Below are 23657 nucleotides of genomic sequence, written 5' to 3' on the forward strand. Positions count from 1 at the left end.
GACCGCCCAGGCCGCCGCGGCCGCGCCGTCAGCGCTGTCCGGCCCCCAGTCGGCCGCCGCCGTGCCCCCGCAGGCCGGCGCGGCCGTCGGACCTCAGCCCGGTGCCGCGGCCTCCTCCGCCACGCCTCTCAGCACCGGCCCCGGTGGTGGCCAGTCCTCCTGGGCGCAGCAGGTGCACCGGCTCGCCGGGGACGGTGGCGAGCAGCCCGTCGCGCCGTGGAAGCCGCCGGTCGAGGACGTGTTCCTGGCGGCGGCCCGGCGGCAGGCGGCGGCCCGCCCCGCGGGGCTCGGCAAACGGCTGGCCGCCCGGCTGCTGGACACCGTCGTCGTCGCCGGCGTCACCGCCGTGGCCGCCGTACCGCTCGGCATCAAGGCCGTCGACCACGTCAACGCGAAGATCGAGGCGGCCCGGCTCTCCGGCGAGACCGTCACCGTCTGGCTGCTCGACGGCACCACGTCGGTGTACCTCGGTATCGTCCTGGCGGTGCTGCTGCTCGTCGGCGTCGTCGCCGAGGTCCTGCCCACCGCCAAGTGGGGCCGCACCCTCGGCAAGAAGCTGATGGGTCTGGAAGTGCGGGACATCGAGGCCCACGACGCCCCGGAGTTCGGTGCTGCGCTGCGCCGCTGGCTGGTCTACAGCGTGCCCGGTCTCCTCGGCGTGGGGATCGTCGGCGTGTTCTGGTGCCTCTTCGACAAGCCGTGGCGCCAGTGCTGGCACGACAAGGCGGCGCACACCTTCGTGGCGGGCTGAGCGGCCCCGGCGGTCCGTACCTCGGACGGCCGTCTGCCGGATGCGGAGCCGGGGTCTTCGCGGTCGACTCGGGCCATGAGCAGTGAACCGCCCACCGGCTCCGGTCAGCAGCCCCCGGAAGACGACCCGTTCAGGAAGCGGCCCCCGAACGAGCCGCCAGGAGAGGGTGCGGGCTCGCCCTACGGCAGCGAACCCCCGCCGTACCCGGGTGGCGGCCAGGGCGGCGCAGGCAGAGAGGGCGGCAGCCAAGGGGGCGGCCCGGGCGGCGGCCCCTACGACGGCCCTCCGGGCGGCGGACAGGGCGGCGGACAGGGCGGTGGCCCGTACGGGGGTTCCCCGTACGGTGGTGGCTCCTACCCCACCGACCCCCTCGCCGGGATGCCCCCGCTCGCCGACAGCGGCAAGCGCACGCTCGCCCGCATCCTCGACATGATCCTGGTGGGCGTCGTGGTCTGGCTGCTCACCTGGGGCGTCGGTGTCAGCGAGTACGACGTGGACAGTGACCGCATCCAGGTCGACAAGTCCCTCTGGCAGGCGGCGGTCGCCGCGGTCCTCTACATCGCCTACGACACCGTCCTGACCGCCAGGACCGGTCAGACCCTCGGCAAGAAGCTGCTGCACCTGCGCGTGGCCAACCTGGACAACGGCGCCACGCCCTCCGTGCAGACCGCGCTGACGCGCGCGGCGGTGCTGTGGCTCCCGTTCGCCTTCTGCTGCGCCTGCGTGTGGACCGCGATCTCGGGAGGCTGGAGCTTCTTCGACCGGCCTTACAAGCAGGGCTTGCACGACAAGGCGGCCAAAACGGTCGTGGTCAGCACCGATTGAGGCGCGCCGGGATCGACTGAGACCAAAAAGAGATAGAAGAGATAACAGAGATCAGCGGGCGGTCAGGAGACGGCCCGCTCACGCACCGGCTCAGAGGCCGGCGCGGTGACCGCGGGCCGCGCGGACTCCCGGGGCGCGGTCCGTCCCCCGGCGGCCCCGCGCCGCCCGGGCAGCGGCACCGTCATGGCGACCAGCAGTCCGAGGGTGAGCGCCGCGAGGGCGATCAGCGCGATCCCCGCGCCCGAACTCGTCTGTGACAGCAGCAGCATGGCGAGGGTCGACAGGATCACGGTGCACGAACCGTAGGCGAGCTGTGCGGCGGTCGGACGGGGCATGGCCATCATGTCCTCGGAAGTGGGGTCCACGGGGGTGTCGGCCTGGCTTTCCGCAGGCTTCCGGCGTTGCGCCAAGCGACATTCTCACGGGCAGGCTGCCCGACCGGAACGAACGGTAAGCGTGACCTGACCGACAGGGCCGGAGCACAGGGGGCGCACGGAGTCATCGCGTCCACCTGGTGGACATATGCACGCGCCCACTGCCGGATGGGCATCCCGTTGGTTGTCCGTAAAACGAACATCGGCTCCGCATAGTGCACTTGACTTGTGCAAGTCAAGGTCTGTCTTTTCTGGCGAACCTCTAGTCAAATGTCGTCACTTGACTACACGCGTTGATCACGCGCGCGCGGAACCTCACCTGACCAGGATCCTTCCCTCCGCGCGCAGCGAACGCGGGGGAGGAACTCAAGTGACCAGTAGACCCTGGACGTTCAGGGCGGCAGCCATCGGCGTGGCGCTCGCGGCGGCCACCGCGTCCCTCTCGGCATACGGTGTGGCGCAGGCCGACGACAACACCTCTGCCCCCAGGCCCACCACCGTGGACCGGCACGACCCGGCGGACCGGCACAAGGACGAGCACAACCTCGAAGGCCCGCTGAGCAAGACCCAGGAGGCCCAGCGCGAAGAGGCCCTGAAGCAGGTCATATCCGGCAAGACCAAGGTCAAGAACCGCGAGGGATCGAAGGTCGTCCAGCTCAAGAGCAAGAAGGGCGACAGCAAGTACGTCGAGCTCGGCCGGGAGAAGACCGACAAGATCTTCACCATCCTGGTCGAGTTCGGCGACCAGATCAGCGAGTTCGGCGGCACGCCCGGCCCGCTGCACAACCAGATAGCCAAGCCGAACCGCAAGAAGGACAACTCCACGGCCTGGCGCGCGGACTACGACCAGAAGTACTTCCAGGACCTCTACTTCGGCGCCGGCAAGGGCGTCGACTCGGTCAAGACGTACTACGAGAAGCAGTCCTCCGGCCGCTACTCGGTCGAGGGCAAGGTCTCCGACTGGGTCAAGGTCCCCTACAACGAGGCCCGCTACGGCAACAACGCCTGCGGCGACACCAACTGCCCGAGTGTGTGGAACGTCGTCAAGGACGGTCTCAACGCCTGGGTCGCCCAGCAGAAGAAGGCCGGGAAGACCGACGCCCAGATCAAGGCGGACGTCAAGCAGTACGACCAGTGGGACCGCTACGACTTCGACGGCGACGGCGACTTCAACGAGTCCGACGGCTACATCGACCACTTCCAGGTCGTGCACGCCGGTGAGGACGAGTCGGCGGGCGGCGGCGCCCAGGGCACGGACGCGATCTGGGCCCACCGCTGGTACGCCTTCGGCAGCGACGCCGGTGCCACCGGTCCCGCGGACAACAAGCTCGGCGGCGCGAAGATCGGCAACACCGGCATCTGGGTCGGCGACTACACCGTCCAGCCGGAGAACGGCGGACTCGGCGTCTACGCCCACGAGTACGGCCACGACCTCGGCCTGCCGGACCACTACGACACCTCCGGCGGCGAGAACTCCACCGGGTTCTGGACTCTGATGTCCTCCGGCTCCTGGCTCGGCAAGGGCAAGGACGAGATCGGCGACCTGCCCGGCGACATGACCGCCTGGGACAAGATGCAGCTCGGCTGGCTGAACTACGACAAGGCCAAGGCCGGCGTCAACTCCTGGCACAAGCTGGGCCTCGCCGCGTACAACACCAAGCACAAGCAGGCCCTCGTGGTGGAGCTGCCGAAGAAGGCCGTCACCACCGAGCTCGTCACCCCGGCCCAGGGCGAGAGCCAGTGGTGGAGCGGCAGCGGCAACAACCTGAAGAACACGCTGACCCGTTCCGTCGACCTGACCGGGAAGAAGTCGGCGTCGCTGACCCTCGACGGCTGGTACGAGATCGAGGCCAACTACGACTTCCTCTACGCCGAGGTCTCGACCGACGGCGGCGCCAACTGGACCGCCCTGGACGGCACCGTGGACGGCAAGCCGATCGCGCGTGACGGCAGCGACAAGCCGGCCCTGAGCGGCACGGTCGACGGCTACAAGAAGCTGGCGTACTCCCTGGACGCCTACGCGGGCAAGAAGTTCGACCTGCGCTTCCGCTACCAGACCGACGGCGGCCTGGCGATGAAGGGCTTCGCGGCCGACCGGATCGCCGTGACCGCCGACGGTGCCACCGTCTTCTCCGACGACGCCGAGTCCGCGGACGCGGCCTGGACGGCGAACGGCTTCTCCCGCATGGGCGCGTCCTTCACCAACGACTACGCGCAGTACTACATCGCGGAGAACCGGCAGTACGTCTCGTACGACAGGACGCTGAAGACCGGCCCGTACAACTTCGGCTTCACGGAGCGCCCGGACTGGGTCGAGCACTACGCGTACCAGAACGGCCTGCTGATCTGGAAGTGGGACACCTCCCAGGCGGACAACAACACCAGCCAGCACAAGGGCACCGGTCTGGTCCTGCCGATCGACTCCCACCCGACCCAGCTGAAGTGGTCCGACGGCACGCTGATGCGCAACCGCATCCAGAGCTACGACGCGCCGTTCAGCCTGTACCGCACGGACGGCATGACGCTGCACAAGGCGGACGTGGCGAAGTACATCCCGGGCTCGAAGGGCGTCTCGGTCTTCAACGACCGGAAGAACGACTACTACGACGAGTCGAACCCGACGGCGGGTGTCAAGATCACTGACACCAACACGAAGATCAAGATCCTCAAGGAGGCCAAGGACGGCTCGACGATCGAGCTGGAGGTCGGCCCCGCGGCTAGGTAATCCGCGTCCTTGCAGGTCAGAGTGTGATCGGCGGCGACCCACTGGCGGGTCGCCGCCGATCCGTGTTTAGGTGCGTCCTGTGGCTCGCTTATTGACACCGACCGACACACCGACCGACACGGGGGTATGACCACATGGCCGCAGGAGGTTTCTGCAAGCTGCCGAACGGCACGGTGGTGGTGGCACTGAACCTGCCCAGCCCCGCCGCCGACGGGCCGGGTGGCGTCCGGGTGCTCGTACACGCCCAGAACCGGGCACGCGCCCTGACCAGGCTGCGCAACCTGGGCCTGCGATCGGTCTACCTGCGAGGCAACACCGCCCCGCCGACCCCCGACGAGGTCACGGCCGTCCTGCACCACCCCGACGGCCTGATATGGCGCACGGCCCCTGACAACGGTGTCCTGTCCCCGGACCTCACGACGGAGCTGTGGCGCCCGATCAGGTCCCTCCTGAGACGCCCGACGACTCAGACCTGACCGAGGGCCCCTGCCCCGGCACGCCGGAGGCTGCGCCGACCCGCGTATTCCGGCCCGCCCCCCCGGGACGCGGCCGCCCGGCCCTGCCGGGTCCGCCGACCGGAAGCGACCGGCCTCGGCCAGGGGCCACAGCCAGGAAGCGCCCCCCGCCCGGCCCGAAGCCCGGGACCTGACCCGCCCCGGACCGCCTGACGTCCGACCGGCCCCACGGAACCATCCGCGGGCGTGGCCGAGGCCCACTGGCAGGACCGCCCGCGCACTCCTCAGGCCGTCGGCGGCAGGGACCCGGCGCCGGGCCGCGTGCGGCCACGGACGTCGTCGAGCGTGCGCCCGGTCAGGCCTGCCGTGCCGGCCTCCGGCACACCTGCCCCGCCGGCTCCGCCTACTGCACGACCGGCTTCCCGGAGAGTTCCACGCCCGCCTCGCGCAGCTCCTCGATCGCCCGCTCCGTGGCGTGCTGGGAGACGCCCGCCGTGAGGTCCAGCAGGACCTGCGTACGGAAGCCCTCCTTCGCGGCGTCCAGGGCCGTGGCGCGTACGCAGTGGTCCGTCGCGATGCCGACGACGTCGACCTCCGTGACCTCGCGGCTGCGGAGCCATTCGGCCAGTTTCGTCCCGTTCTCGTCGGTGCCTTCGAAGCCGCTGTACGCGGCCGAGTAAGCACCCTTGTCGAACACGGCGTCGATCGCGCCGGAGGCGACCGCGGGCGCGAAGTTCGGATGGAAGCCGACGCCCTCCGTGCCGGCGACGCAGTGCGCGGGCCAGGAGCGGACGTAGTCGGGGTTGGTGGAGAAGTGGCCGCCGGGGGCGATGTGGTGGTCGCGCGAGGCCACCACGTGCTGGTAGCCCGACCCGGCGGCCTGTCCGATCAGCTCGGTGATGGCGGCGGCCACGTCGGCACCGCCGGACACCGCGAGGCTGCCCCCCTCGCAGAAGTCGTTCTGCACGTCGACGACGATCAAGGCGCGGCGCATGGTCGGTGTCCTTCGGCTATGAGGTCGGTGAGCCCGGCCGGTGAACTTCCGAGCCTATTGCCTTGGTTGGGGGGTCGGGAGGGGGCACGGGTCGGCGCGTCACGGCACACGGCGATTAGCTACCCGAGGCGCCGTGCGCGTACTCCGTCGGGATGACGGGCTCACCGCGCGAGAGCTGCGTGGCCGACATCGGGAGCCCCGCACGGGCCGCCGCGTGCCGCTCGCGCGCCGCGTCCAGCGGCTCACGGGCGACCACCTCACCGCCCTTGACCAGCTCCACCGGCAACTGCCGGTCGGCGAGCTCGGCCGGCACCGGCCCCGTGCCCACCACCTCCGCCTCGGCGACCCCGTACCTGTCCAGCCGCCGCGCGGCCCACTTGCGCCCGCCCACGGACGTCTTTCCGCCGGTGGACTTCTTCGCCACCGGCACCAGCGGCGCCCTGGGATCGGTGGACTCGGCCCGCGCGACCAGTTTGTAGACCATCGAGGAGGTGGGGTGCCCGGAACCGGTCACCAGCTGGGTGCCGACGCCGTACGCGTCCACCGGCGCCGCCGCCAGGGAGGCGATCGCGTACTCGTCCAGGTCCGAGGTCACGACGATCTTCGTGTCGGTCGCGCCCAGCTCGTCCAGCTGCTGCCGCACCCGGTGCGCCACCAGCAGCAGGTCACCGGAGTCGATCCGGACCGCGCCCAGCCCGGTCCCGGCGACCTCGACGGCCGTGCGGACCGCCTCGGCGACGTCGTACGTGTCCACCAGCAGCGTGGTGCCCCGCCCCAGGGTGTCCACCTGGGCCTGGAAGGCGTCCCGCTCGCTGTCGTGCAGCAGGGTGAAGGCGTGCGCGGAGGTGCCGACGGTCGGGATGCCGTAGCGGAACCCGGCGGCCAGGTCGGACGTGGTCGCGAAGCCGCCGACGTACGCGGCGCGGGACGCCGCCACCGCCGCCAGCTCGTGGGTGCGCCGGGCGCCCATCTCGATCAGCGGCCGGTCACCCGCCGCCGCCGACATCCGCGAGGCGGCCGCCGCGATCGCCGAGTCGTGGTTGAGGATCGACAGGATCACGGTCTCCAGCAGCACGCACTCGGCGAAGGTGCCCTCCACCCGCATGATCGGCGAGCCCGGGAAGTACACCTCGCCTTCGGGATAACCCCAGATGTCCCCGCTGAAGCGGTAGCCGGCCAGCCACCCCAGGGTCTCCTCGTCGACGATCTCCCGTTCCCGCAGGAAGGTGAGGACACCGGCGTCGAAGCGGAAGTTCTCCACCGCGTCCAGCACCCGCCCGGTGCCCGCCACGACGCCGTAGCGCCGCCCGTTCGGCAGCCGCCGGGTGAAGACCTCGAACACGCTCCGCCGCTCGGCCGTGCCCGCCTTCAGCGCGCCCTGCAGCATGGTCAGCTCGTACTGGTCCGTGAAGAGCGCCGTCGAGGGGACGGCCACCGGCAGTCCAAGGTCCGCTGTGTTCATGGCGAGGATCGTACCCCCATTTCGTCAATCTGACGATAGCGGTCCCGGGGGACGCGATCGCCTTACGGCCAGGCCTGTTTGTGCGACTACCCCCCTCGGGTGGCAGCATGGGCACTGTGACGTCACCCGCACCCCTGGAGATCGAACGCACCGAGTCGGCGGAGGAGGCCTTCGCCGTACCCGAACCGGACGTCCCCTGGGTCACCATCGTCCACAACGACCCGGTCAACCTCATGAGCTATGTGACGTACGTCTTCCAGACGTACTTCGGCTACTCCAAGGACAAGGCCACCAAGCTCATGCTCGACGTCCACCACAAGGGGCGGGCGGTCGTCTCCAGCGGCAGCCGCGAGGAGATGGAGCGCGACGTGCAGGCCATGCACGGCTACGGCCTGTGGGCCACCCTCCAGCAGGACCGCAAGTAGCAGCCAGCACCCCGCCCAGCAGCGAAAAGGCATTCATGCCCGGAACCTTCGAACCGCTTCCCGGCGGCGGCGCCGCCGTCGCCCTCGACGACGTCGAGATCTCCATCATCCGGTCGCTGGCCGTCCAGCTCCTGGAACTCATCGGCCCCGGCCCGGCCGAGGACGCCCCCGACGACCCGCTCGCCGAGCTGTTCGCGGAGGGCCCCAGCGAGCCGCCCTCCGACCCGGTTCTCAAGCGTCTCTTCCCAGACGCCTACAGCGACCCGGAGCAGCACGCCACACCCCGGGACGCGGAGGAGCGGCGGGCGTACTCCGCCGAGTTCCGCCGCTACACCGAGAACGACCTGCGAGCCGGCAAGCGGGACAACGCCCTCGCGGTGATCCGCTCCCTGGACGCGCTCGCCTCCGCCTCGGCCGGCGAGGGCGGCGCGGTGCTCAAGCTGTCGGTGGCGGAGTCCCAGCAGTGGCTGGGCGCCCTGAACGATCTGCGGCTGGCGATCGGCTCCCGGCTGGAGATCACCGACGAGGACGACACCGACCTCCTGTACCGCCTCCCGGACGAGGACCCGCGCAAGCCCATGGTGATGGCCTACCTGTGGCTGGGCGGACTCCAGGAGACGCTGGTCGGAACCCTTATGCCCTGATCCGTGCAGGTCGTGTGACCGCCGGGTGACCGATCGGTGTTCGCTCAGAGGACACTCAAATCCGGATAACGATCGCGTCACCACACCCGCCTTCTATGGGTTCTTCGGGCGCGCTTTGTCCGGTTCTCCTTGTGCAGTGCGTCACACGCGGCCCCTGTGATCATTGTTGTGGCCGTGATAAATCTTCACGACCGCCCGGCGAACACCACCCGAATGTTCGGCCGGGTGCGCCATGTGTCCGGCGGATCGTCGGACAGGCAGGAGCGGGCCCGCGCGGCCCGCTCGACTCCATCATCCGGGGGGATCGAGACCCGATCCGAGACCGACGACAGGTCCGGGTCGGCATGGAGAAAGGCGCACCACACATGACCTCTGCGCAGGTCGACACGGAGAAAGCACCTGAAGAGGGCTACGAGCGCGGACTCGGCAGCCGTCAGGTCCAGATGATCGCGATCGGCGGCGCCATCGGCGTCGGCCTCTTCATGGGCGCCGGGGCGAACATCGCCAAGGCCGGGCCCAGCATCATCCTCATGTACGCCCTCGCGGGCGTGATCATCTTCTTCATCATGCGAGCCCTGGGGGAGCTGCTGCTCTACCGCCCGGTCTCCGGCTCCTTCGCCGAGTACGCCCGCGAGTTCCTCGGCCCGTTCTTCGGGTTCGTCACGGGCTGGACGTACTGGCTCATGTGGGTGGTCACCGGCATGGCCGAACTCACGGCCGCCGCGATCTACATCAACTTCTGGTTCCCCGAGATCCCTCAGTGGGTCAGCGCCCTGGTCTTCCTGGTGGTGCTCTTCGGCGTCAACCTGATCTCCGTCAAGATCTTCGGCGAGGTCGAGTTCTGGTTCTCGATGATCAAGGTCACCGCCATCATCGGCATGATCGTCATCGGCCTCGGCGTGCTCACCCTCGGCTTCTCCGACGCCGGTGACACCGCCACCGTCTCCAACCTCTGGGCGCACGACGGCTTCTTCCCGAACGGCATCGGCTCCAGCCTGATGACCCTCCAGGGCGTCATGTTCGCCTACCTCGCCGTCGAGCTCGTCGGCGTCACCGCGGGCGAGTCCGAGAACCCCGAGAAGACCCTGCCCAAGGCCATCAACACCCTGCCCTGGCGCATCATCGTCTTCTACGTCGGCGCCCTGCTGGTGATCCTCTCCGTCGTCAAGTGGACCGAGTTCTCCGCCGGCGAGAGCCCCTTCGTGCACGCCTTCGGCAAGATCGGCATCCCGCTCGCCGCGGGCATCGTCAACTTCGTCGTGCTCACCGCGGCCCTGTCGTCCTGCAACTCGGGCATGTACTCCACCGGCCGGATGCTGCGCGACCTGGCCGCCAACAGCGAGGCGCCGCAGGCCTTCGGCAAGCTCAACACCCGCAAGACGCCCGCCGTCGGCATCACCGTCTCCGTCGCGCTCATGGGCATCGGCGTCGTCCTGAACTACGTCGTCCCGGAGAAGGCGTTCCTCTACGTCACCTCCGTCGCCACCGCGGCCGGCATCTGGACCTGGATGATGATCCTCGTCAGCCACATCCGCTACCGCGCCGCGGTCGACGCGGGCCGGCTGCGCGCCTCCGCCTTCCCCGCTCCCGGCGGTGCGCTCTTCAGCTGGGTCGCGCTGCTCTTCCTCATCGGCGTGACCTGCATGATCGCGTACGACAAGGACGCGCGGGTCTGCCTGTACGTCGCGGCCGGCTGGGCCGTCGCCCTCGGTGTCGGCTGGGCGGTCCTCAAGAGCCGCAACCCGCAGATCGCCGAGCGCCGCGACGCGGAACTCCAGAAGGTCGACTGACCAACCCACCAGGAGGCCCCAGCCGCAGGGAGTACTCGTGGCACTCCCTGCGGCCGCCGCTCAGGGCGTCCGGCATATGGGCCGTTCCGTACCAGCCATCGGTACGGAACGGCCCATCTGTTTATCCTGACGGGCATGCTGACCATCACCCAGGCCCTCGTCGACCAGATCGTCGCCCACGCGCGCAAGGACCACCCCGACGAGGCGTGCGGCGTCATCGCCGGCCCGGCGGGCTCGGACCGCCCCGAGCGCTTCATCCCCATGCTGAACGCGGCCATGTCGCCAACGTTCTACGAGTTCGACTCCGGCGACCTGCTCAAGCTCTACCGCGAGATGGACGACCGCGACGAGGAGCCGGTGGTCATCTACCACTCCCACACGGCCACCGAGGCCTACCCCTCCCGCACCGACATCTCCTACGCCAACGAGCCGGGCGCGCACTACGTCCTCGTCTCCACCGCCGACACAGACGGGGCCGGCGAGTTCCAGTTCCGCTCGTTCCGGATCGTGGAGGGCGAAGTCACGGAGGAAGAGATCGCCGTCGTCGAGGCGTACTGAGCCGCCCTGAGCAGTGCGGTCTCATTCCCCGGCCCGAAACCGTCCGCGATGTGGGATCACATTCCAGAACCCGGACCGGGAATCGATACGATGTGCCCATGGTTTTCCACGACGTGAGCGACAAGACGCCGGGCGAGATGCTCGTGGCGCGGCTGCACGTCGACCTGTGCAGGCTCGCCAGCGCCATCTGTTGACGCGACCCTGCCGCCGTACGGCCGTGAGCCGCGGCGTTGCACACACGCACCACCCCGCTGTTCCTGCGCTGCCGCGCGCCCCGACTGACTACTCCCGACAGGAGCCCTGAAGCCATGGCCATCGAGGTCCGCATCCCGACCATCCTCCGCACGTACACCGACGGTCAGAAGGCGGTGGAGGGCAAGGGCGACACCCTCGCCGAGCTCTTCGACGACCTCGAGACCCGGCACCCCGGCATCAAGGCCCGCATCGTCGACGGCGACCAGCTGCGCCGCTTCGTCAACGTGTACCTGAACGACGAGGACGTGCGTTTCCTCGACGGCATCAACACCAAGCTGTCGGACGGCGACAACGTCACGATCCTGCCGGCGGTGGCCGGCGGCATGGTCTGATCGGCGATGCGCTACGACTCCCCCCTGGCGGCGGTCGGCAACACCCCCCTGGTGCGCCTGCCGCGGCTGTCGCCGTCCGCCGACGTCCGCATCTGGGCGAAGCTGGAGGACCGCAACCCGACGGGGTCCGTCAAGGACCGGCCCGCCCTGCACATGATCGAGCAGGCGGAGAAGGACGGCCGCCTGACCCCGGGCTGCACCATCCTGGAGCCGACGTCGGGCAACACCGGTATCTCCCTGGCCATGGCGGCGAAGCTCAAGGGCTACCGCATCGTGTGCGTGATGCCGGAGAACACCTCGCAGGAACGCCGGGACCTGCTGGGCATGTGGGGAGCGGAGATCATCTCCTCCCCGGCAGCGGGCGGCTCCAACACCGCCGTGCGCGTCGCCAAGGAGCTCTCGGCCGAGCACCCGGACTGGGTGATGCTGTACCAGTACGGCAACCCGGACAACGCGGGCGCCCACTACGCGACCACGGGCCCCGAGATCCTCGCCGACCTGCCGTCCGTCACCCACTTCGTGGCGGGCCTCGGCACCACCGGCACGCTCATGGGCGTCGGCCGCTACCTGCGCGAGCACAAGCCGGACGTCCAGATCGTCGCGGCCGAACCGCGCTACGACGACCTGGTCTACGGCCTGCGCAACCTCGACGAGGGCTTCGTCCCCGAGCTGTACGACGCCTCCGTGCTCACCAGCCGCTTCTCGGTCGGCTCCGCGGACGCGGTCACCCGCACCCGCGAGCTGCTCCAGCAGGAGGGCATCTTCGCCGGGGTGTCCACGGGCGCCGCGCTGCACGCCGCGATCGGCGTGGGCAAGAAGGCCGTGAAGGCCGGTGAGCCGGCCGACATCGTCTTCGTCGTCGCCGACGGCGGCTGGAAGTACCTGTCGACGGGCGTCTACACGGCGGCCACGACGGAGGAGGCCATCGACACCCTCCAGGGCCAGCTCTGGGCGTAGCGGGCCGTAGACACACCGAAGGGCTGGAGGCGCTCCTCCAGCCCTTCTTCCCGCCGGGTCACCCCGACAGATACCGCACCTGGTCCCACAACGCCGCATCCACCACCCCGATCCGCCGCCGGAAGCCCCACACCGGGACCTCGCGCAGCTCGTCGGTCTCCAGGAAACTCGCGCGGCCCTGGGTGTCCCCGACCGACCCCGGGGGAAGCGGGATCACTCCGGAGCTCTCCTGACGGAACCGGGTGGTGATCTTGGCGACGGTCGCGCGCTCTCCCCGCACCGACAGCACCAGGCACGGCCGGTCCTTGCTGCCGGCCTCGTCCTCGTAGGGGACCTCCGCCCACCAGATCTCCGCGGGCTGCGGCCGGCCGGCGAGCACGGCGGCCGGTGCCCCCGAGTGGGAGCGCCGCGCCGGCGACCGCCGCCCCCAGCCGTCGACGAGCGTGGCGACGAGCGCGAGCAGTACCACCGCGGCGAGCGCCAGCCACCAGGACGTGTCCATACTGAGACGTTACCGGCGCCATCCCTCCCACGCGCCCCTCCTCGCAAGGATCACACCCGGCCCTTCCCCCCGAACCGGTGACACCACAGGTGAGTTCGCCCACAACAGGCCTTGGCGGAGGAGCTACCGGAGGTTTCGCGCCTTACGCTCGACGAACCGCACGACCCCCGACGCCCCTCAAAGACATTCCCGCCAGCGGAGGTTTCTGCTTCATGAAGCTCACCGTCGTCGGCTGCTCGGGGTCGTTCCCGTCCGCGGAATCGGCCTGCTCGAGCTACCTCGTCGAGGCCGACGGCTTCCGGCTGCTTCTCGACATGGGCAACGGTGCCCTGGGCGAGCTGCAGCGCCACTGCGGTCTCTACGACCTCGACGCGATCTTCCTCAGCCACCTGCACGCCGACCACTGCATCGACATGTGCGCGTACTTCGTCGCGCGCTACTACCGCCACGACGGCGGCCGCTGCGACCCGCTCCCCGTCTTCGGCCCCGAAGGCACCGAGCACCGGCTGACCACCGCCTACGCGGACACCCCCACCGCCTCCTCCATGAGCGAGGTCTTCGACTTCCACACGGTCAAGCCGTCCACCTTCGAGATCGGCCCCTTCACGGTGCACACCGAGCGCGTGGCCCATCCCGTGGAGGCGTACGGCATCCGCATCGAACACGACGGCAAGGTCCTGACGTACTCCGGCGACACCGGCGTGAGCCCCGCCCTCGACGAACTCGCCAGGGACGCCGACCTGTTCCTGTGCGAGGCGGCGTTCACGCACGGCAAGGAGGACATCCCCGACCTGCATCTCAACGGCCGCGAGGCGGGCGAGACCGCCGCCCGGGCCGGTGCCCGCCGCCTGGTCCTCACCCACATCCCGCCGTGGACGGACCCCCAGGCCAACCTGGCCGACGCCCGCGCGGTGTACGACGGGCCGGTGGACCTGGCCGTGCCCAGGCAGACGTACGACATCTGAGCATCTACGCGCGCCAAGGCCCCGGAACCCGCCAAGAGGTTCCGGGGCCTTCACCGTGCGAGGGCTACTTCGCCTCCGCCTTCTGCAGCTCGGCGAGCTCCTCGTCGGACTCGCGGCCCGGCGTGGGCAGGTTGAACCTGGTGATCGCGAAGCGGAAGACCACGTAGTAGACCGCCGCGAAGCACAGGCCGACCAGGGCCAGGCCCCACGGGTTGGTCGCGATGCCCAGGTTCAGGAAGAAGTCCACCGCGCCGGCCGAGAAGCCGAAACCGTCCTTCATCCCCAGGGCCCAGGTCAGCGCCATCGAGACACCGGTGAGCACGGCGTGGATCGCGTACAGCACCGGGGCGATGAACATGAAGGTGAACTCGATCGGCTCGGTGACTCCCGTGACGAACGAGGTCAGCGCGAGGGAGAACATCATGCCGCCGACGACCTTGCGGCGCTCGGGCCGGGCGCAGTGCACGATCGCGAGGCAGGCGGCCGGCAGGGCGAACATCATGATCGGGAAGAAGCCGGTCATGAACTGGCCGGCGGTCGGGTCGCCCGCCAGGAACCGGGCGATGTCGCCGCTCTTGCCCTCGTAGGTTCCGGCCTGGAGCCAGGGGAAGGAGTTCAGCAGGTGGTGCATGCCGATCGGGATCAGCGCACGGTTGGCGACACCGAAGATGCCCGCGCCGGCCGCTCCCGAGCCGACCAGCCACTCGCCGACGTTGTGCAGGGCCGTGCCGAGGACCGGCCAGATGTAGCCGCAGACGATGCCGATGACCAGGCCCGCGAAGGCGGACAGGATCGGCACCAGGCGACGGCCGCCGAAGAAGCCCGCCCAGTCGGGCAGCTTGGTGCGGTAGAAGCGCTGGTAGAGCAGGGCGACGACGAGGCCCATCACCACACCGCCGAGCACCTTGGCGTCCACCGGCGCGTCCACCATGACGACCTTGCCGTCGACGACCTGCGCCACCTGCGGCAGGTTCTTGTCGGTGAACGTGGCGAGCACGTTCTTGAAGACGAGGTAGCCGACCACGGCCGCCAGAGCGGTCGAGCCGTCCGACTTCTTGGCGAAGCCGATCGCGATACCCACGGCGAACAGCAGCGCCATGTTGTCGAGGATCGCGTTGCCGCCGGCCGCCATGAAGCCCGCGATCTTGGTGATGAAGGCGGGGAACGACTCCCGCCCCAGCATGTCGGTGTTACCGAGGCGGACCAGCAGGGCGGCGGCCGGCAGCACGGCAACGGGCAGCATCAGGCTGCGGCCGATACGCTGCAGGACCGCCATCACCGCAGGCCCTCGCTTCGGGCTCGCGGGCGCGTCAGTGGCTGTGGACATGGGCTTCCTCCAGGGGGCACGGCGCCGCCCAGGGAGAATGCGACGGGGGACGGCGGCGTCTCAAAGAAAGGGGAACGCGGTAACCACCGCGCGACCTCCACCGGTGAGTGGTGTAGACCAGTTGTAGCACGGTAGGCCGAACGAGTGGAACCCGCCAATTCCGCCCACACCGACGATCACGCCCCCGGTGCTTTGTCGGGAGGCGGATTCGTGGTGTAGACCAGTCGGACACGGTTAACTGCGACCCAGCGGTTCGGATCAGGGAGAACGACATGGCCAGCAAGGCTGAGAAGATCGTTGCCGGGCTCGGCGGCATCGACAACATCGAAGAGGTCGAAGGCTGCATCACCCGCCTGCGCACCGAGGTCGTCGACCCCGCCAAGGTCGACGAGGCCGCCCTGAAGGCCGCCGGCGCCCACGGCGTCGTCAAGATGGGCACCGCGATCCAGGTCGTCATCGGCACCGACGCCGACCCCATCGCGGCGGAGATCGAAGACCTCATGTGAGCGCGGGCGTCGTCCCCGGCTTCACACCCTGAAACGGGCCTCTCCCCACCGCGGGAGGGGCCCCTTCCGCCGGTACGGATAGGCTCGGCGCCATGTCTCGAATCGACGGCCGCACCCCCCAGCAGCTCCGCCCCATCACCATCGAGCGCGGCTGGAGCAAGCACGCCGAAGGCTCCGTCCTCGTCTCCTTCGGCGACACCAAGGTCTTCTGCACCGCCTCCGTCACCGAAGGCGTCCCCCGCTGGCGCAAGGGCAGCGGCGAAGGCTGGGTCACCGCCGAGTACTCCATGCTGCCCCGCGCCACCAACACCCGCGGCGACCGCGAATCCGTCCGCGGCAAGATCGGCGGCCGCACCCACGAGATCAGCCGACTCATCGGCCGCTCCCTGCGAGCCGTCATCGACTACAAGGCCCTCGGCGAGAACACCATCGTCCTCGACTGCGACGTCCTCCAGGCCGACGGCGGCACCCGCACCGCCGCGATCACCGGCGCCTACGTCGCCCTCGCCGACGCCGTCGCCTGGGCCCAGCGCAAGAAGCTCATCAAGGCCGGCCGCCAGCCCCTCACCGGCACGGTCTCGGCCGTCTCCGTCGGCATCGTCGGCGGCGTCCCCCTCCTCGACCTCTGCTACGAGGAGGACGTCAAGGCCGACACCGACATGAACGTCGTCTGCACCGGCGACGGCCGCTTCGTCGAGGTCCAGGGCACCGCCGAAGCCGAACCCTTCGCCCGCGAGGAACTCAACGCCCTGCTCGACCTCGCCGTCGCCGGCTGCGCCGAACTCGCCGCCCACCAGCGCACCGCGCTCGACACCGTCCTCGAAAAGTAAAGGGCGCGCCAAGAACTGGTGCTCGGCACGGGCAACCGCGCCGAGCACACGCGCGTCTGAAGGAGTACGGGCGCACGGCTCAATCCTGTGCGCCCGGCCAGTCACACGGGCCCGACCGGCCCGCCCGAACGAGAGGGACCGCTCCATGGCCGCGAGCCGCCGACGCCGCACCGCAGCCGTCGCCGCCACCCTGGCGGCCGTCGCGCTCACCGCCGGACTCACCACCGGCTGCGCCGCCGTCGACAAGGCACTGGACTGCGTCCAGACCGCCGACGCCATCGCCGACAGCGTCACCGAACTCCAGCAGGCCGTCGACAACGCGGCCAACGACCCGACGCAGCTCGACGAGTCCATCCAGTCCATCGGCGACAACCTCGACAAGATCGGCGACAAGACGGACAACGCCGACCTGGACAAGGCGACCCAGGACATGCGCAAGGCTCTGACCGAGGTTCAAGGGGCCGTCGAGAACGGCGACGAGACGCCCGACATCAGCGCGGTCACGGCCGCGGCGGGAGAACTCACCAAGGTCTGCACGCCGTAGCGCTGCGGGGTGGCGGCCGGGTGCGGGTTCGGCGTGGCTGATCGCGCAGTTCCCCGCACCCCTGACAGGGCGCGCCCGGCGGCCATACTGGAGGCCATGACCCGCCTGATCCTCGCCACCCGCAACGCCGGAAAGATCACCGAGCTCCACTCGATCCTCGCCGAAGCCGGACTGCCCCATGACCTCGTCGGCGCCGACGCCTACCCGGACATCCCCGACGTCAAGGAAACCGGCGTCACCTTCGCCGAGAACGCGCTGCTGAAGGCCCACGCCCTGGCCCGGGCGACGGGCCTGCCGGCCGTCGCCGACGACTCCGGCCTCTGCGTGGACGTCCTGAACGGCGCCCCCGGCATCTTCTCCGCCCGCTGGTCCGGCCGCCACGGCGACGACAAGGCCAACCTCGACCTCCTCCTCGCCCAGCTCTCCGACATCGCCGACGAACACCGAGGCGCCCACTTCGCCTGCGCGGCGGCCCTGGCCCTCCCGGACGGCACGGAACGCGTGGTCGAGGGACAGCTGAGGGGCGTCCTGCGCCACAAGCCGGCCGGCTCGGGCGGCTTCGGCTACGACCCGATCCTCCAGCCGGACGGCGAGACCCGGACCTGCGCCGAGCTGACTCCAGAGGAGAAGAACGCGATCAGCCACCGGGGGAAGGCGTTCCGGGCGCTGGTGCCGGTGGTTCGGGAGCTGTTGGGCTGACGACGATGGCCCACCCGTACACCGGGCGGGCCATCGATTCAAAGGCGTGCGGCCGGAGGGACTCGAACCCTCAAGGGATTTCTCCCACAACATCCTAAGTGTTGCGCGTAGGCCAATTCCGCCACGGCCGCATCCACGTCATCGTACCGGTCAGGTGCTGTGCGGCTGCGAGAAACGTCTGCTGCCGCCTCGGCACCAGGTGCTCGTTACCGCATGGCAGTTGGGACACAGCAACCGCAGGTTCTCGAGGCGGTTGTCACTCCAGTCCCCGTTGACATGGTCCACCTCCAACGTCATGGGCTTTCCGAGCCACTCGGGGCCGATCCCGCAGTCGGCGCACTCCTCGGGTACGCCCATCTCGTGCAGTGCCCGGCGCAGAACAACGGTCCGAATTCGGCTCCCACTGTCCTGCTTGACCAGGATGTCCTCCGGGCGTCTGGCCGAGGTCGGGCGGCGCTTCCCTCGCTGGTGGGCCTGGCCCAGAAAGTGCTCCGTGGTGAGCTGGTCCTCGGCGATCCACCGGCGCAGATGCGCGCGCTGAGTGCCGGTGTCCGGGCGCCCCAGGCGGCGCAGCACCTCGGAGAAGGAGACGGACTCGGAGACCGCGGCGCAGAGTTCCTCAGGAGTGGGCCGGGCCCGACGGCTCCTCATGAGGCACGCCTCTTGCCGCGCCCTCGGTAACTGTCCGTGGTCGAATGGCAGTTGGGGCAGAGAAGCCGAAGGTTCCCGATACGGTTGTTCTTCCAGTCGCCGTCGATGTGATCCACTTCCAGAGGGAGCGGACGGCCCCGCCACACAGCCTCTGAGCCGCACAAGGCGCACCGCTCCGCCACGCCCGAGGACGTCATGGCCCACTTGAGGCGGTCGCTCGGCACACGTCGTGCGCGATCGGCTGGTTGCTCGACGAGGAACGCCTCCGGGGTTCGTGGACGCCAAGGCTTCCCCCGCCGCGTCGGTACCCGGAAATGTGATGTGTCGATTCCGTATGCCTTGATGCGGCGGCTGATGTGCGTGTGATGCCCGCCCACCACCTCGAGCCCGAGATGCCGCAGCACCTCGCTCATGTTCGTTGACACCGCGACCGCACGTTCAAGGACATCCCTCGTCCACTTCACGCCCTCCCGTTCGAAGTGCGACACGTCCACTCCGAGCTTCTTCATCCGCCCGAACACATACCGACGCGTCGAACTCCGCGGGTCCACCCCCAGCCTTCCCAGCGCCTCCGACAACGTCCGCGCCCCCAGAGCTGCTTCCTCCAGCCGCTCCCTGGTGTACGCACTGGCCCCCATCGATCTCCTCCGTCATCGACCACTCGTTCGCGATCTCGCACGGAGTAACGAACCGCTTATCGGACAGTCACGCCCGAAAAGCGAAGCGGCTCGTACCGGGCCTCTCCGGTGCGAGCCGCTCGCGGGGTGATCAGGGGGCTTCAGATCCCCAGATCCTTGATGATCTTGGCGACATGGCCCGTGGCCTTGACGTTGTACAGGGCGCGTTCGACCTTGCCCGCCTCGTCCACGACGATCGTGGAGCGGATGACGCCGACGACCGTCTTGCCGTACAGCTTCTTCTCGCCGAAGGCGCCGTAGGACTCCAGGACCTTCTTGTCCGGGTCGGCGAGGAGGGTGACCTTCAGGGACTCCTTGTCGCGGAAGCTGGCCAGCTTCTCCGGCTTGTCGGGGGAGATGCCGATGACCTCGTAGCCCGCGCCGGCCAGCAGCTCCAGGTTGTCCGTGAAGTCGCAGGCCTGCTTGGTGCAGCCGGGGGTGAGGGCGGCCGGGTAGAAGTAGACGATGACCTTGCGGCCCTCGTGGTCCGAGAGGGACACCTGGTTGCCGTCGGCGTCGGGAAGGGTGAAGGCGGGGGCCACGTCCCCCGGCTGGAGTCGCTCGCTCATCGGGCCAGCCTAACCGGGGGTCGGGGCGGTGCGATGGGCCGTGGAGCTGACAGACTGTCCGTGCAGGCTTCACACCGACTTCGGAGGCGACACGGTGGCGGACACGGCGGACACCAGGACCCCGGCGCAGATCGAGGCGGACATCAGGCGCCGTCGCGAGACCCTGGCCGAGACCCTCGACGAGATCGGCGTGCGAGTGCACCCGAAGACCGTCGTCGGGGATGCCAAGGCCAAGGTCGTGTCCAATATTGATCACACCCTCGGGCGGGCCTACGTGGAGGTCAACCGGGCCGTCACCGATGTGCGGGCGCGGTTCGTGGACGAGGACGGGGCGCCGCGCCTGGAGCGGGTCGTGCCCGTCGCCCTGGTCGTCGTGGGCCTGGTCGGGCTGCTCGCCGTCAGCACGCGGCGGCGCAAGGGCTGACCCGACTGCCCACGTTCGCCGGGAGGACAGGTAGGTTTCAGGGCGTGAGCGCCAAGAGAAACGAGCACAGCACCCATCCCGACAAGCTGCCCATCCGGATGCTGCACGACCGCGTACTCGTGCGGCAGGACACCAGCGAGGGCGAGCGGCGTTCCGGCGGCGGCATCCTGATCCCCGCCACGGCCGCCGTCGGCCGGCGGCTGGCCTGGGCCGAGGTCGTCGCGGTGGGGCAGAACGTCCGGACGGTGGAGCCGGGCGACCGGGTTCTGTTCGACCCGGAGGACCGTGCCGAGGTCGAGGTGCGCGGGGTCGGCTACGTGCTGATGCGTGAGCGTGACCTGCACGCGGTGGCCGCGGACCGGTTCGAGGGCTCGGAGGACTCGACGGGGCTGTACCTGTAGCCGCGAAGCGGGAGAACGGGACAGCGGGAGAAGGGGCCGGTGACCATCGTCACCGGCCCCTTCTCCCGTTCGCCTTGTCAGCGTGTCACGGTCACCGGGTCATTCGCGGCGCGCGCCCTGGGGGGCCACGGCCCAGTCGGGGCCGCTCGGGCCGCCGGTCGCGCCGCCGTCGGACGTGTCGCCGCCCTCCGTCGTGCCGCCGTCGGTGGTGCCGCCGTCGGTGGCGGTCCCGCCGTCGCCGGTGCCGCCGTCCGCGGTGCCGCCGCCCGTCGGGGACTCGCCCGAGGCGCCGCCGTCGGTGGTGCCGCCGTCGGTCTGGCCCTCGGTCTGTCCCTCGGGCGTGCTCGGGGTCTCGCCGGGCGTCTCGGTGCCGGTGTCCTGGCCGCCGGTGGTGGCGCTGTCGCCGTCGGCGGTGTCGTCGGTCGTCGGATCGACCGGGGCCTCGTCGACCGGGGGCTGCGGGACGTCGGAGCCCGGCTGGATGCTGAGCTCGAAGTCCCTCACCGGCCTGCCCTCGAGGGCGTCCTGGGTGTACTGCGTCCAGATCTCGGTGGGCGCGCCACCGCCGTTGATGCGCGGCAGGCCCATCGCCCCGTAGAGCGACTTGTGGGCGGCGGTCACCGGGTCCTGGCCCATGACGGAGACGACGGTGGCGAGTTCGGGGGTGTAGCCCGCGAACCAGGCCGCCGTGTCCTCCTCGGCGGTGCCGGTCTTGCCGGCGACGGGGCGGCCGGCGGCCTGTGCGGCGGAGGCCGTGCCGTTCTGGACGACGCTGCGCAGCATGGAGGTGGTGGTGTCGGCGGCCTCGCGGCTCACGGCCTGCCGGGTCTCACGGCCGGGCAGGTCGATCGGGGTGCCTTCCCTGGTGACCTTCTCGACCATGGTGTAGGTGCCGTGCCGGCCGTGGTTGGCGAGCGTGGCGTAGGCCTGCGCCATGTCCAGGACGCTGGCGGTGGCGGTGCCGAGCGCGATGGCGGGGCCGTCGGCGAGGTCGGGGGTGTTCTCGGGGACGCCGAGGTCGATGGCGGTCTGCTTGACCTTCTGCGGGCCGACGTCGGCGGCCATCTGCGCGTACACGGAGTTCACGGAGCGGTCGGTGGCCTCGGTGACGGTGATGGGGCCGTAGGAGTGCTGGTCCTCGTTCTCGGGGGCGTAGGGGTCGCCGGCCCAGCCCTCGACGGTGCGCTTGTTGGTGCCGTCGTAGATCGTGTTGGGGGTGATCACGCGGCCGTCCTGGGTCTGTGACTGGTTCTCGACGGCCGCGGTGAACACGAACGGCTTGAAGGTGGAGCCGACCTGGAAGTCCCGGCGGGTGGCGTTCGGGGTGTACTGCTTGACGTAGTCGACGCCGTTGTACATCGCGACGACCTTGCCGGTCTTGGGGTCGACGGAGGCGCCGCCCGCGCGGACGTAGGAGTCGACCTTGTTCTTCTTGTCCAGCCTGGACATCAGCTTGTCGTTGACGGCCTTCACGAAGGCGTCCTGCTTGGGCTTCTGCAGGGTGGTGGTGATGCGGTAGCCGCCGGAGTCGAGCTTGTCCTCGTCGATGATGTCGTTCTGGGTGAGGTAGTCCTTGACGGTCCGGACGATGTAGCCGCGCTGTCCGGACATGCCGGTGGAGAGGGTGGACTCCTTCGGCATGGGGAACTTCATGCCGGTCCGCTCCGACTGGCTGAGCCAGCCCTTCTTGACCATGCCGTCCAGGACGTAGTTCCAGCGGGACTCGGCGGCCCTGCGGTTCTCGGGGTGGGCGACCACGTCGAACTGGCTGGGCGCGTTGACCAGCGCGGCGAGGTAGGCGGCGCGGGCCGGGTCGAGGTCCGTGGCGTTCATGCCGTAGTAGGCCTGGGCGGCGGCCTGGATGCCGTAGGCGTTGCGGCCGAAGTAGCTGGTGTTGAGGTAGCCCTCGAGGATGTGGTCCTTGCTCACCTCGCGGTCCAGCTTGATCGAGATGAAGAACTCCTTGGCCTTGCGGGTGACGGTCTGCTCCTGGCGCAGGTAGTAGTTCTTGACGTACTGCTGCGTGATCGTGGAGCCGGACTGCTTGCCCTTGCCGAGGGCCGTGTTCCAGGCGGCGCGGACCATGGCCTTGGGGTCGACGGCGGACTCGGTGTAGAAGTCGCGGTCCTCGGCGGCCAGGATCGCGTGCTGGGCGTCCTTGGAGACCTGCGCGAGTGTGACGTTCTCCCGGTTGACCTCGCCGTCGCGGGCGATGACGGAGCCGTCGGAGTACAGGTAGACGTTGGCCTGCTTGGTGGCGAACGCGTTGGCCGGCGGGATCTGCACCAGCGAGTAGCCGAGGAAGAAGCCGCCGACCAGCAGCAGGGCGGCGACGAGGAAGGCGCCGAGGGTCATGCGCCAGGTCGGGATCACCCGGCGCCAGCCCGTCCGCTTCGGCTTCCCGGCCGGCTTCCCCTGCGCCGCGCCCGGATCACCGGGGGCCTGCGTCTGCGCTGCCGCGCCCTGGGCGCCGAGCGTCTGCGTCTGCGCGGCGGCCGGGTCGGTGTCCGCCTGTGTCCGTGCCGTGGCCGGGGCGGGGATCTTCCGCATCTGCACGGTGCCGGGGTCGGTGTCCGCCTGCGCCGGTGTCTGCGCCTGCGCCGCGGCCGGGGCGGGGATCTTCCGGATCTGTACCGTGCCGGGGTCGGTGTCCGCCTGCGTCCGTGCTCTGCCCGGGTCGGCGACCTTGCGCATCTGCATGGTGCCGGGGTCGGTGTCTGCCTCGGCCGGTGGCTTGCCGGGACTGGTGTCCGCTTCGGCCGGTGGCTTGCCGGGACTGGTGTCCGCTTCGGCCGGTGGCTTGCCGGCGTCGGTGTCCGCCTCGGCCCGTGGTTTGCCGGGACCGGTGTCCGCTTCGGCCGGCGGCTTGCCCGCGGCGTCGCCCGCCTTGGCCGGTGGCCTGCCGGGGGTGCCGTCCGACTGCGGCTCTCTCGGTGCCCGGCCCGGTTCCGGCTGCTTCGGCTGAGGCTCGTCACTCATGTCGTGCACGGACTCCTGTTTCGCGTCGTACGTCGT

The 23657-nt window shown here is 69.8% G+C and carries 27 protein-coding genes and 1 tRNA gene; 18 read left to right on the top strand and 10 right to left on the bottom strand.

All coding sequences use genetic code 11. The features are described from left to right. On the top strand, positions 1-751 hold a 751-nt coding region (locus IE212_RS11645), incomplete at its 5' end, for an RDD family protein (RefSeq protein WP_190197710.1). A 75-nt stretch (positions 752-826) separates the two neighbouring features. Continuing rightward, positions 827-1576, top strand: coding sequence for an RDD family protein (locus tag IE212_RS11650; RefSeq protein WP_190197711.1), 750 nt, complete (start codon positions 827-829; stop codon positions 1574-1576). A 62-nt stretch (positions 1577-1638) separates the two neighbouring features. On the opposite strand, the gene IE212_RS11655 is transcribed toward IE212_RS11650, so the two are convergent. Continuing rightward, positions 1639-1911, bottom strand: a complete 273-nt coding sequence (locus IE212_RS11655; protein WP_190197712.1) for a hypothetical protein — start codon at positions 1909-1911, stop codon at positions 1639-1641. 409 nt (positions 1912-2320) lie between these two features. Between IE212_RS11655 and IE212_RS11660 the strand changes: the two genes are divergently transcribed. Continuing rightward, a complete protein-coding gene (locus tag IE212_RS11660) occupies positions 2321-4675 on the top strand; it encodes an immune inhibitor A domain-containing protein (protein ID WP_190197713.1) in 2355 nt (784 codons plus the stop codon). Positions 4676-4809: 134 nt separating this feature from the next. Next, a complete protein-coding gene (locus IE212_RS11665; RefSeq protein WP_190197714.1) occupies positions 4810-5151 on the top strand; it encodes a hypothetical protein in 342 nt (113 codons plus the stop codon). A 382-nt stretch (positions 5152-5533) separates the two neighbouring features. Here the strand turns inward: IE212_RS11665 and IE212_RS11670 are convergent, their stop codons facing one another. Together IE212_RS11670 and IE212_RS11675 are read right to left on the bottom strand one after the other, a co-directional pair. Further along, positions 5534-6124, bottom strand: coding sequence for a nicotinamidase (locus tag IE212_RS11670; RefSeq protein WP_190197715.1), 591 nt, complete (start codon positions 6122-6124; stop codon positions 5534-5536). 115 nt (positions 6125-6239) lie between these two features. Next, positions 6240-7586 (bottom strand): nicotinate phosphoribosyltransferase, encoded by a 1347-nt coding sequence (locus tag IE212_RS11675; protein WP_190197716.1) that lies wholly within the window; start codon positions 7584-7586, stop codon positions 6240-6242. Between the two features lie 107 nt (positions 7587-7693). On the opposite strand from IE212_RS11675, the gene clpS reads away from it, so the two are divergent. The 7 genes from clpS (at position 7694) to IE212_RS11705 (ending at position 12547) form a co-directional block, all read left to right on the top strand. Next, positions 7694-8011, top strand: coding sequence for an ATP-dependent Clp protease adapter ClpS (gene clpS / locus IE212_RS11680; protein WP_190197717.1), 318 nt, complete (start codon positions 7694-7696; stop codon positions 8009-8011). 35 nt (positions 8012-8046) lie between these two features. Then, positions 8047-8655: a DUF2017 domain-containing protein gene (locus tag IE212_RS11685; protein WP_190197718.1), complete on the top strand. Its 609-nt coding sequence runs from the start codon at positions 8047-8049 to the stop codon at positions 8653-8655. 365 nt (positions 8656-9020) lie between these two features. After that, complete coding sequence (locus tag IE212_RS11690; protein WP_190197719.1) at positions 9021-10445, top strand: amino acid permease; 1425 nt, start codon at positions 9021-9023, stop codon at positions 10443-10445. 135 nt (positions 10446-10580) lie between these two features. After that, complete coding sequence (locus IE212_RS11695) at positions 10581-11003, top strand: M67 family metallopeptidase (RefSeq protein WP_190197720.1); 423 nt, start codon at positions 10581-10583, stop codon at positions 11001-11003. A gap of 98 nt (positions 11004-11101) precedes the next feature. Beyond that, complete coding sequence (locus tag IE212_RS35615; protein ID WP_324605807.1) at positions 11102-11197, top strand: putative leader peptide; 96 nt, start codon at positions 11102-11104, stop codon at positions 11195-11197. A 114-nt stretch (positions 11198-11311) separates the two neighbouring features. Further along, positions 11312-11590 (top strand): MoaD/ThiS family protein, encoded by a 279-nt coding sequence (locus IE212_RS11700; RefSeq protein ID WP_190197721.1) that lies wholly within the window; start codon positions 11312-11314, stop codon positions 11588-11590. 6 nt (positions 11591-11596) lie between these two features. Then, a complete protein-coding gene (locus tag IE212_RS11705) occupies positions 11597-12547 on the top strand; it encodes a PLP-dependent cysteine synthase family protein (protein WP_190197722.1) in 951 nt (316 codons plus the stop codon). A 58-nt stretch (positions 12548-12605) separates the two neighbouring features. Here IE212_RS11705 and IE212_RS11710 read toward each other — a convergent pair whose 3' ends face one another. Next, on the bottom strand, positions 12606-13049 hold the full coding sequence (locus tag IE212_RS11710; RefSeq protein ID WP_190197723.1) for a type II toxin-antitoxin system PemK/MazF family toxin: 444 nt from the start codon (positions 13047-13049) through the stop codon (positions 12606-12608). Between the two features lie 212 nt (positions 13050-13261). Between IE212_RS11710 and IE212_RS11715 the strand changes: the two genes are divergently transcribed. Further along, the gene (locus tag IE212_RS11715) at positions 13262-14014 is read left to right on the top strand and encodes an MBL fold metallo-hydrolase (protein ID WP_190197724.1); all 753 of its coding nucleotides are present in this window, start codon (positions 13262-13264) and stop codon (positions 14012-14014) included. Positions 14015-14078: 64 nt separating this feature from the next. Here IE212_RS11715 and IE212_RS11720 read toward each other — a convergent pair whose 3' ends face one another. Beyond that, the gene (locus IE212_RS11720) at positions 14079-15341 is read right to left on the bottom strand and encodes a PTS transporter subunit EIIC (RefSeq protein WP_190197725.1); all 1263 of its coding nucleotides are present in this window, start codon (positions 15339-15341) and stop codon (positions 14079-14081) included. A 257-nt stretch (positions 15342-15598) separates the two neighbouring features. Between IE212_RS11720 and IE212_RS11725 the strand changes: the two genes are divergently transcribed. The 4 genes from IE212_RS11725 to rdgB all read left to right on the top strand — a co-directional run bounded on the left by IE212_RS11725 (position 15599) and on the right by rdgB (position 17920). After that, positions 15599-15847 (top strand): PTS sugar transporter subunit IIB, encoded by a 249-nt coding sequence (locus IE212_RS11725; protein ID WP_268250660.1) that lies wholly within the window; start codon positions 15599-15601, stop codon positions 15845-15847. A gap of 92 nt (positions 15848-15939) precedes the next feature. Then, on the top strand, positions 15940-16677 hold the full coding sequence (rph, locus tag IE212_RS11730; RefSeq protein ID WP_190197726.1) for a ribonuclease PH: 738 nt from the start codon (positions 15940-15942) through the stop codon (positions 16675-16677). Positions 16678-16822: 145 nt separating this feature from the next. Next, positions 16823-17221 carry a hypothetical protein gene (locus IE212_RS11735; RefSeq protein ID WP_190197727.1) on the top strand — a complete coding sequence of 133 codons (399 nt, stop codon included), beginning with the start codon at positions 16823-16825 and terminating at the stop codon, positions 17219-17221. Positions 17222-17317: 96 nt separating this feature from the next. Beyond that, positions 17318-17920, top strand: a complete 603-nt coding sequence (rdgB, locus tag IE212_RS11740; RefSeq protein WP_190197728.1) for an RdgB/HAM1 family non-canonical purine NTP pyrophosphatase — start codon at positions 17318-17320, stop codon at positions 17918-17920. Positions 17921-17967: 47 nt separating this feature from the next. Here the strand turns inward: rdgB and IE212_RS11745 are convergent. The 4 genes from IE212_RS11745 to bcp all read right to left on the bottom strand — a co-directional run bounded on the left by IE212_RS11745 (position 17968) and on the right by bcp (position 19817). Further along, positions 17968-18051: transfer RNA gene (locus tag IE212_RS11745), tRNA-Leu, on the bottom strand. Between the two features lie 19 nt (positions 18052-18070). After that, a complete protein-coding gene (locus IE212_RS11750; RefSeq protein ID WP_190197729.1) occupies positions 18071-18571 on the bottom strand; it encodes an HNH endonuclease signature motif containing protein in 501 nt (166 codons plus the stop codon). Then, positions 18568-19209 carry an HNH endonuclease signature motif containing protein gene (locus IE212_RS11755; RefSeq protein ID WP_190197730.1) on the bottom strand — a complete coding sequence of 214 codons (642 nt, stop codon included), beginning with the start codon at positions 19207-19209 and terminating at the stop codon, positions 18568-18570. Before IE212_RS11755 ends, IE212_RS11750 begins: the two co-directional genes overlap by 4 nt. A 140-nt stretch (positions 19210-19349) precedes the next feature. Beyond that, positions 19350-19817: a thioredoxin-dependent thiol peroxidase gene (gene bcp / locus IE212_RS11760; RefSeq protein WP_190197731.1), complete on the bottom strand. Its 468-nt coding sequence runs from the start codon at positions 19815-19817 to the stop codon at positions 19350-19352. Positions 19818-19911: 94 nt separating this feature from the next. On the opposite strand from bcp, the gene IE212_RS11765 reads away from it, so the two are divergent. Together IE212_RS11765 and IE212_RS11770 are read left to right on the top strand one after the other, a co-directional pair. Continuing rightward, the gene (locus IE212_RS11765; RefSeq protein ID WP_190197732.1) at positions 19912-20241 is read left to right on the top strand and encodes a DUF3618 domain-containing protein; all 330 of its coding nucleotides are present in this window, start codon (positions 19912-19914) and stop codon (positions 20239-20241) included. 44 nt (positions 20242-20285) lie between these two features. After that, the gene (locus IE212_RS11770; RefSeq protein WP_030241656.1) at positions 20286-20642 is read left to right on the top strand and encodes a GroES family chaperonin; all 357 of its coding nucleotides are present in this window, start codon (positions 20286-20288) and stop codon (positions 20640-20642) included. Between the two features lie 99 nt (positions 20643-20741). On the opposite strand, the gene IE212_RS11775 is transcribed toward IE212_RS11770, so the two are convergent. Further along, entirely contained in the window at positions 20742-23630 is a 2889-nt protein-coding gene (locus IE212_RS11775) for a transglycosylase domain-containing protein (protein ID WP_444545057.1), read from the bottom strand. Positions 23631-23657: the final 27 nt, after the last annotated feature.

It is taken from the genome of Streptomyces djakartensis (assembly GCF_014651075.1).
GTDB classification, from domain to species: Bacteria; Actinomycetota; Actinomycetes; order Streptomycetales; family Streptomycetaceae; genus Streptomyces; species Streptomyces djakartensis.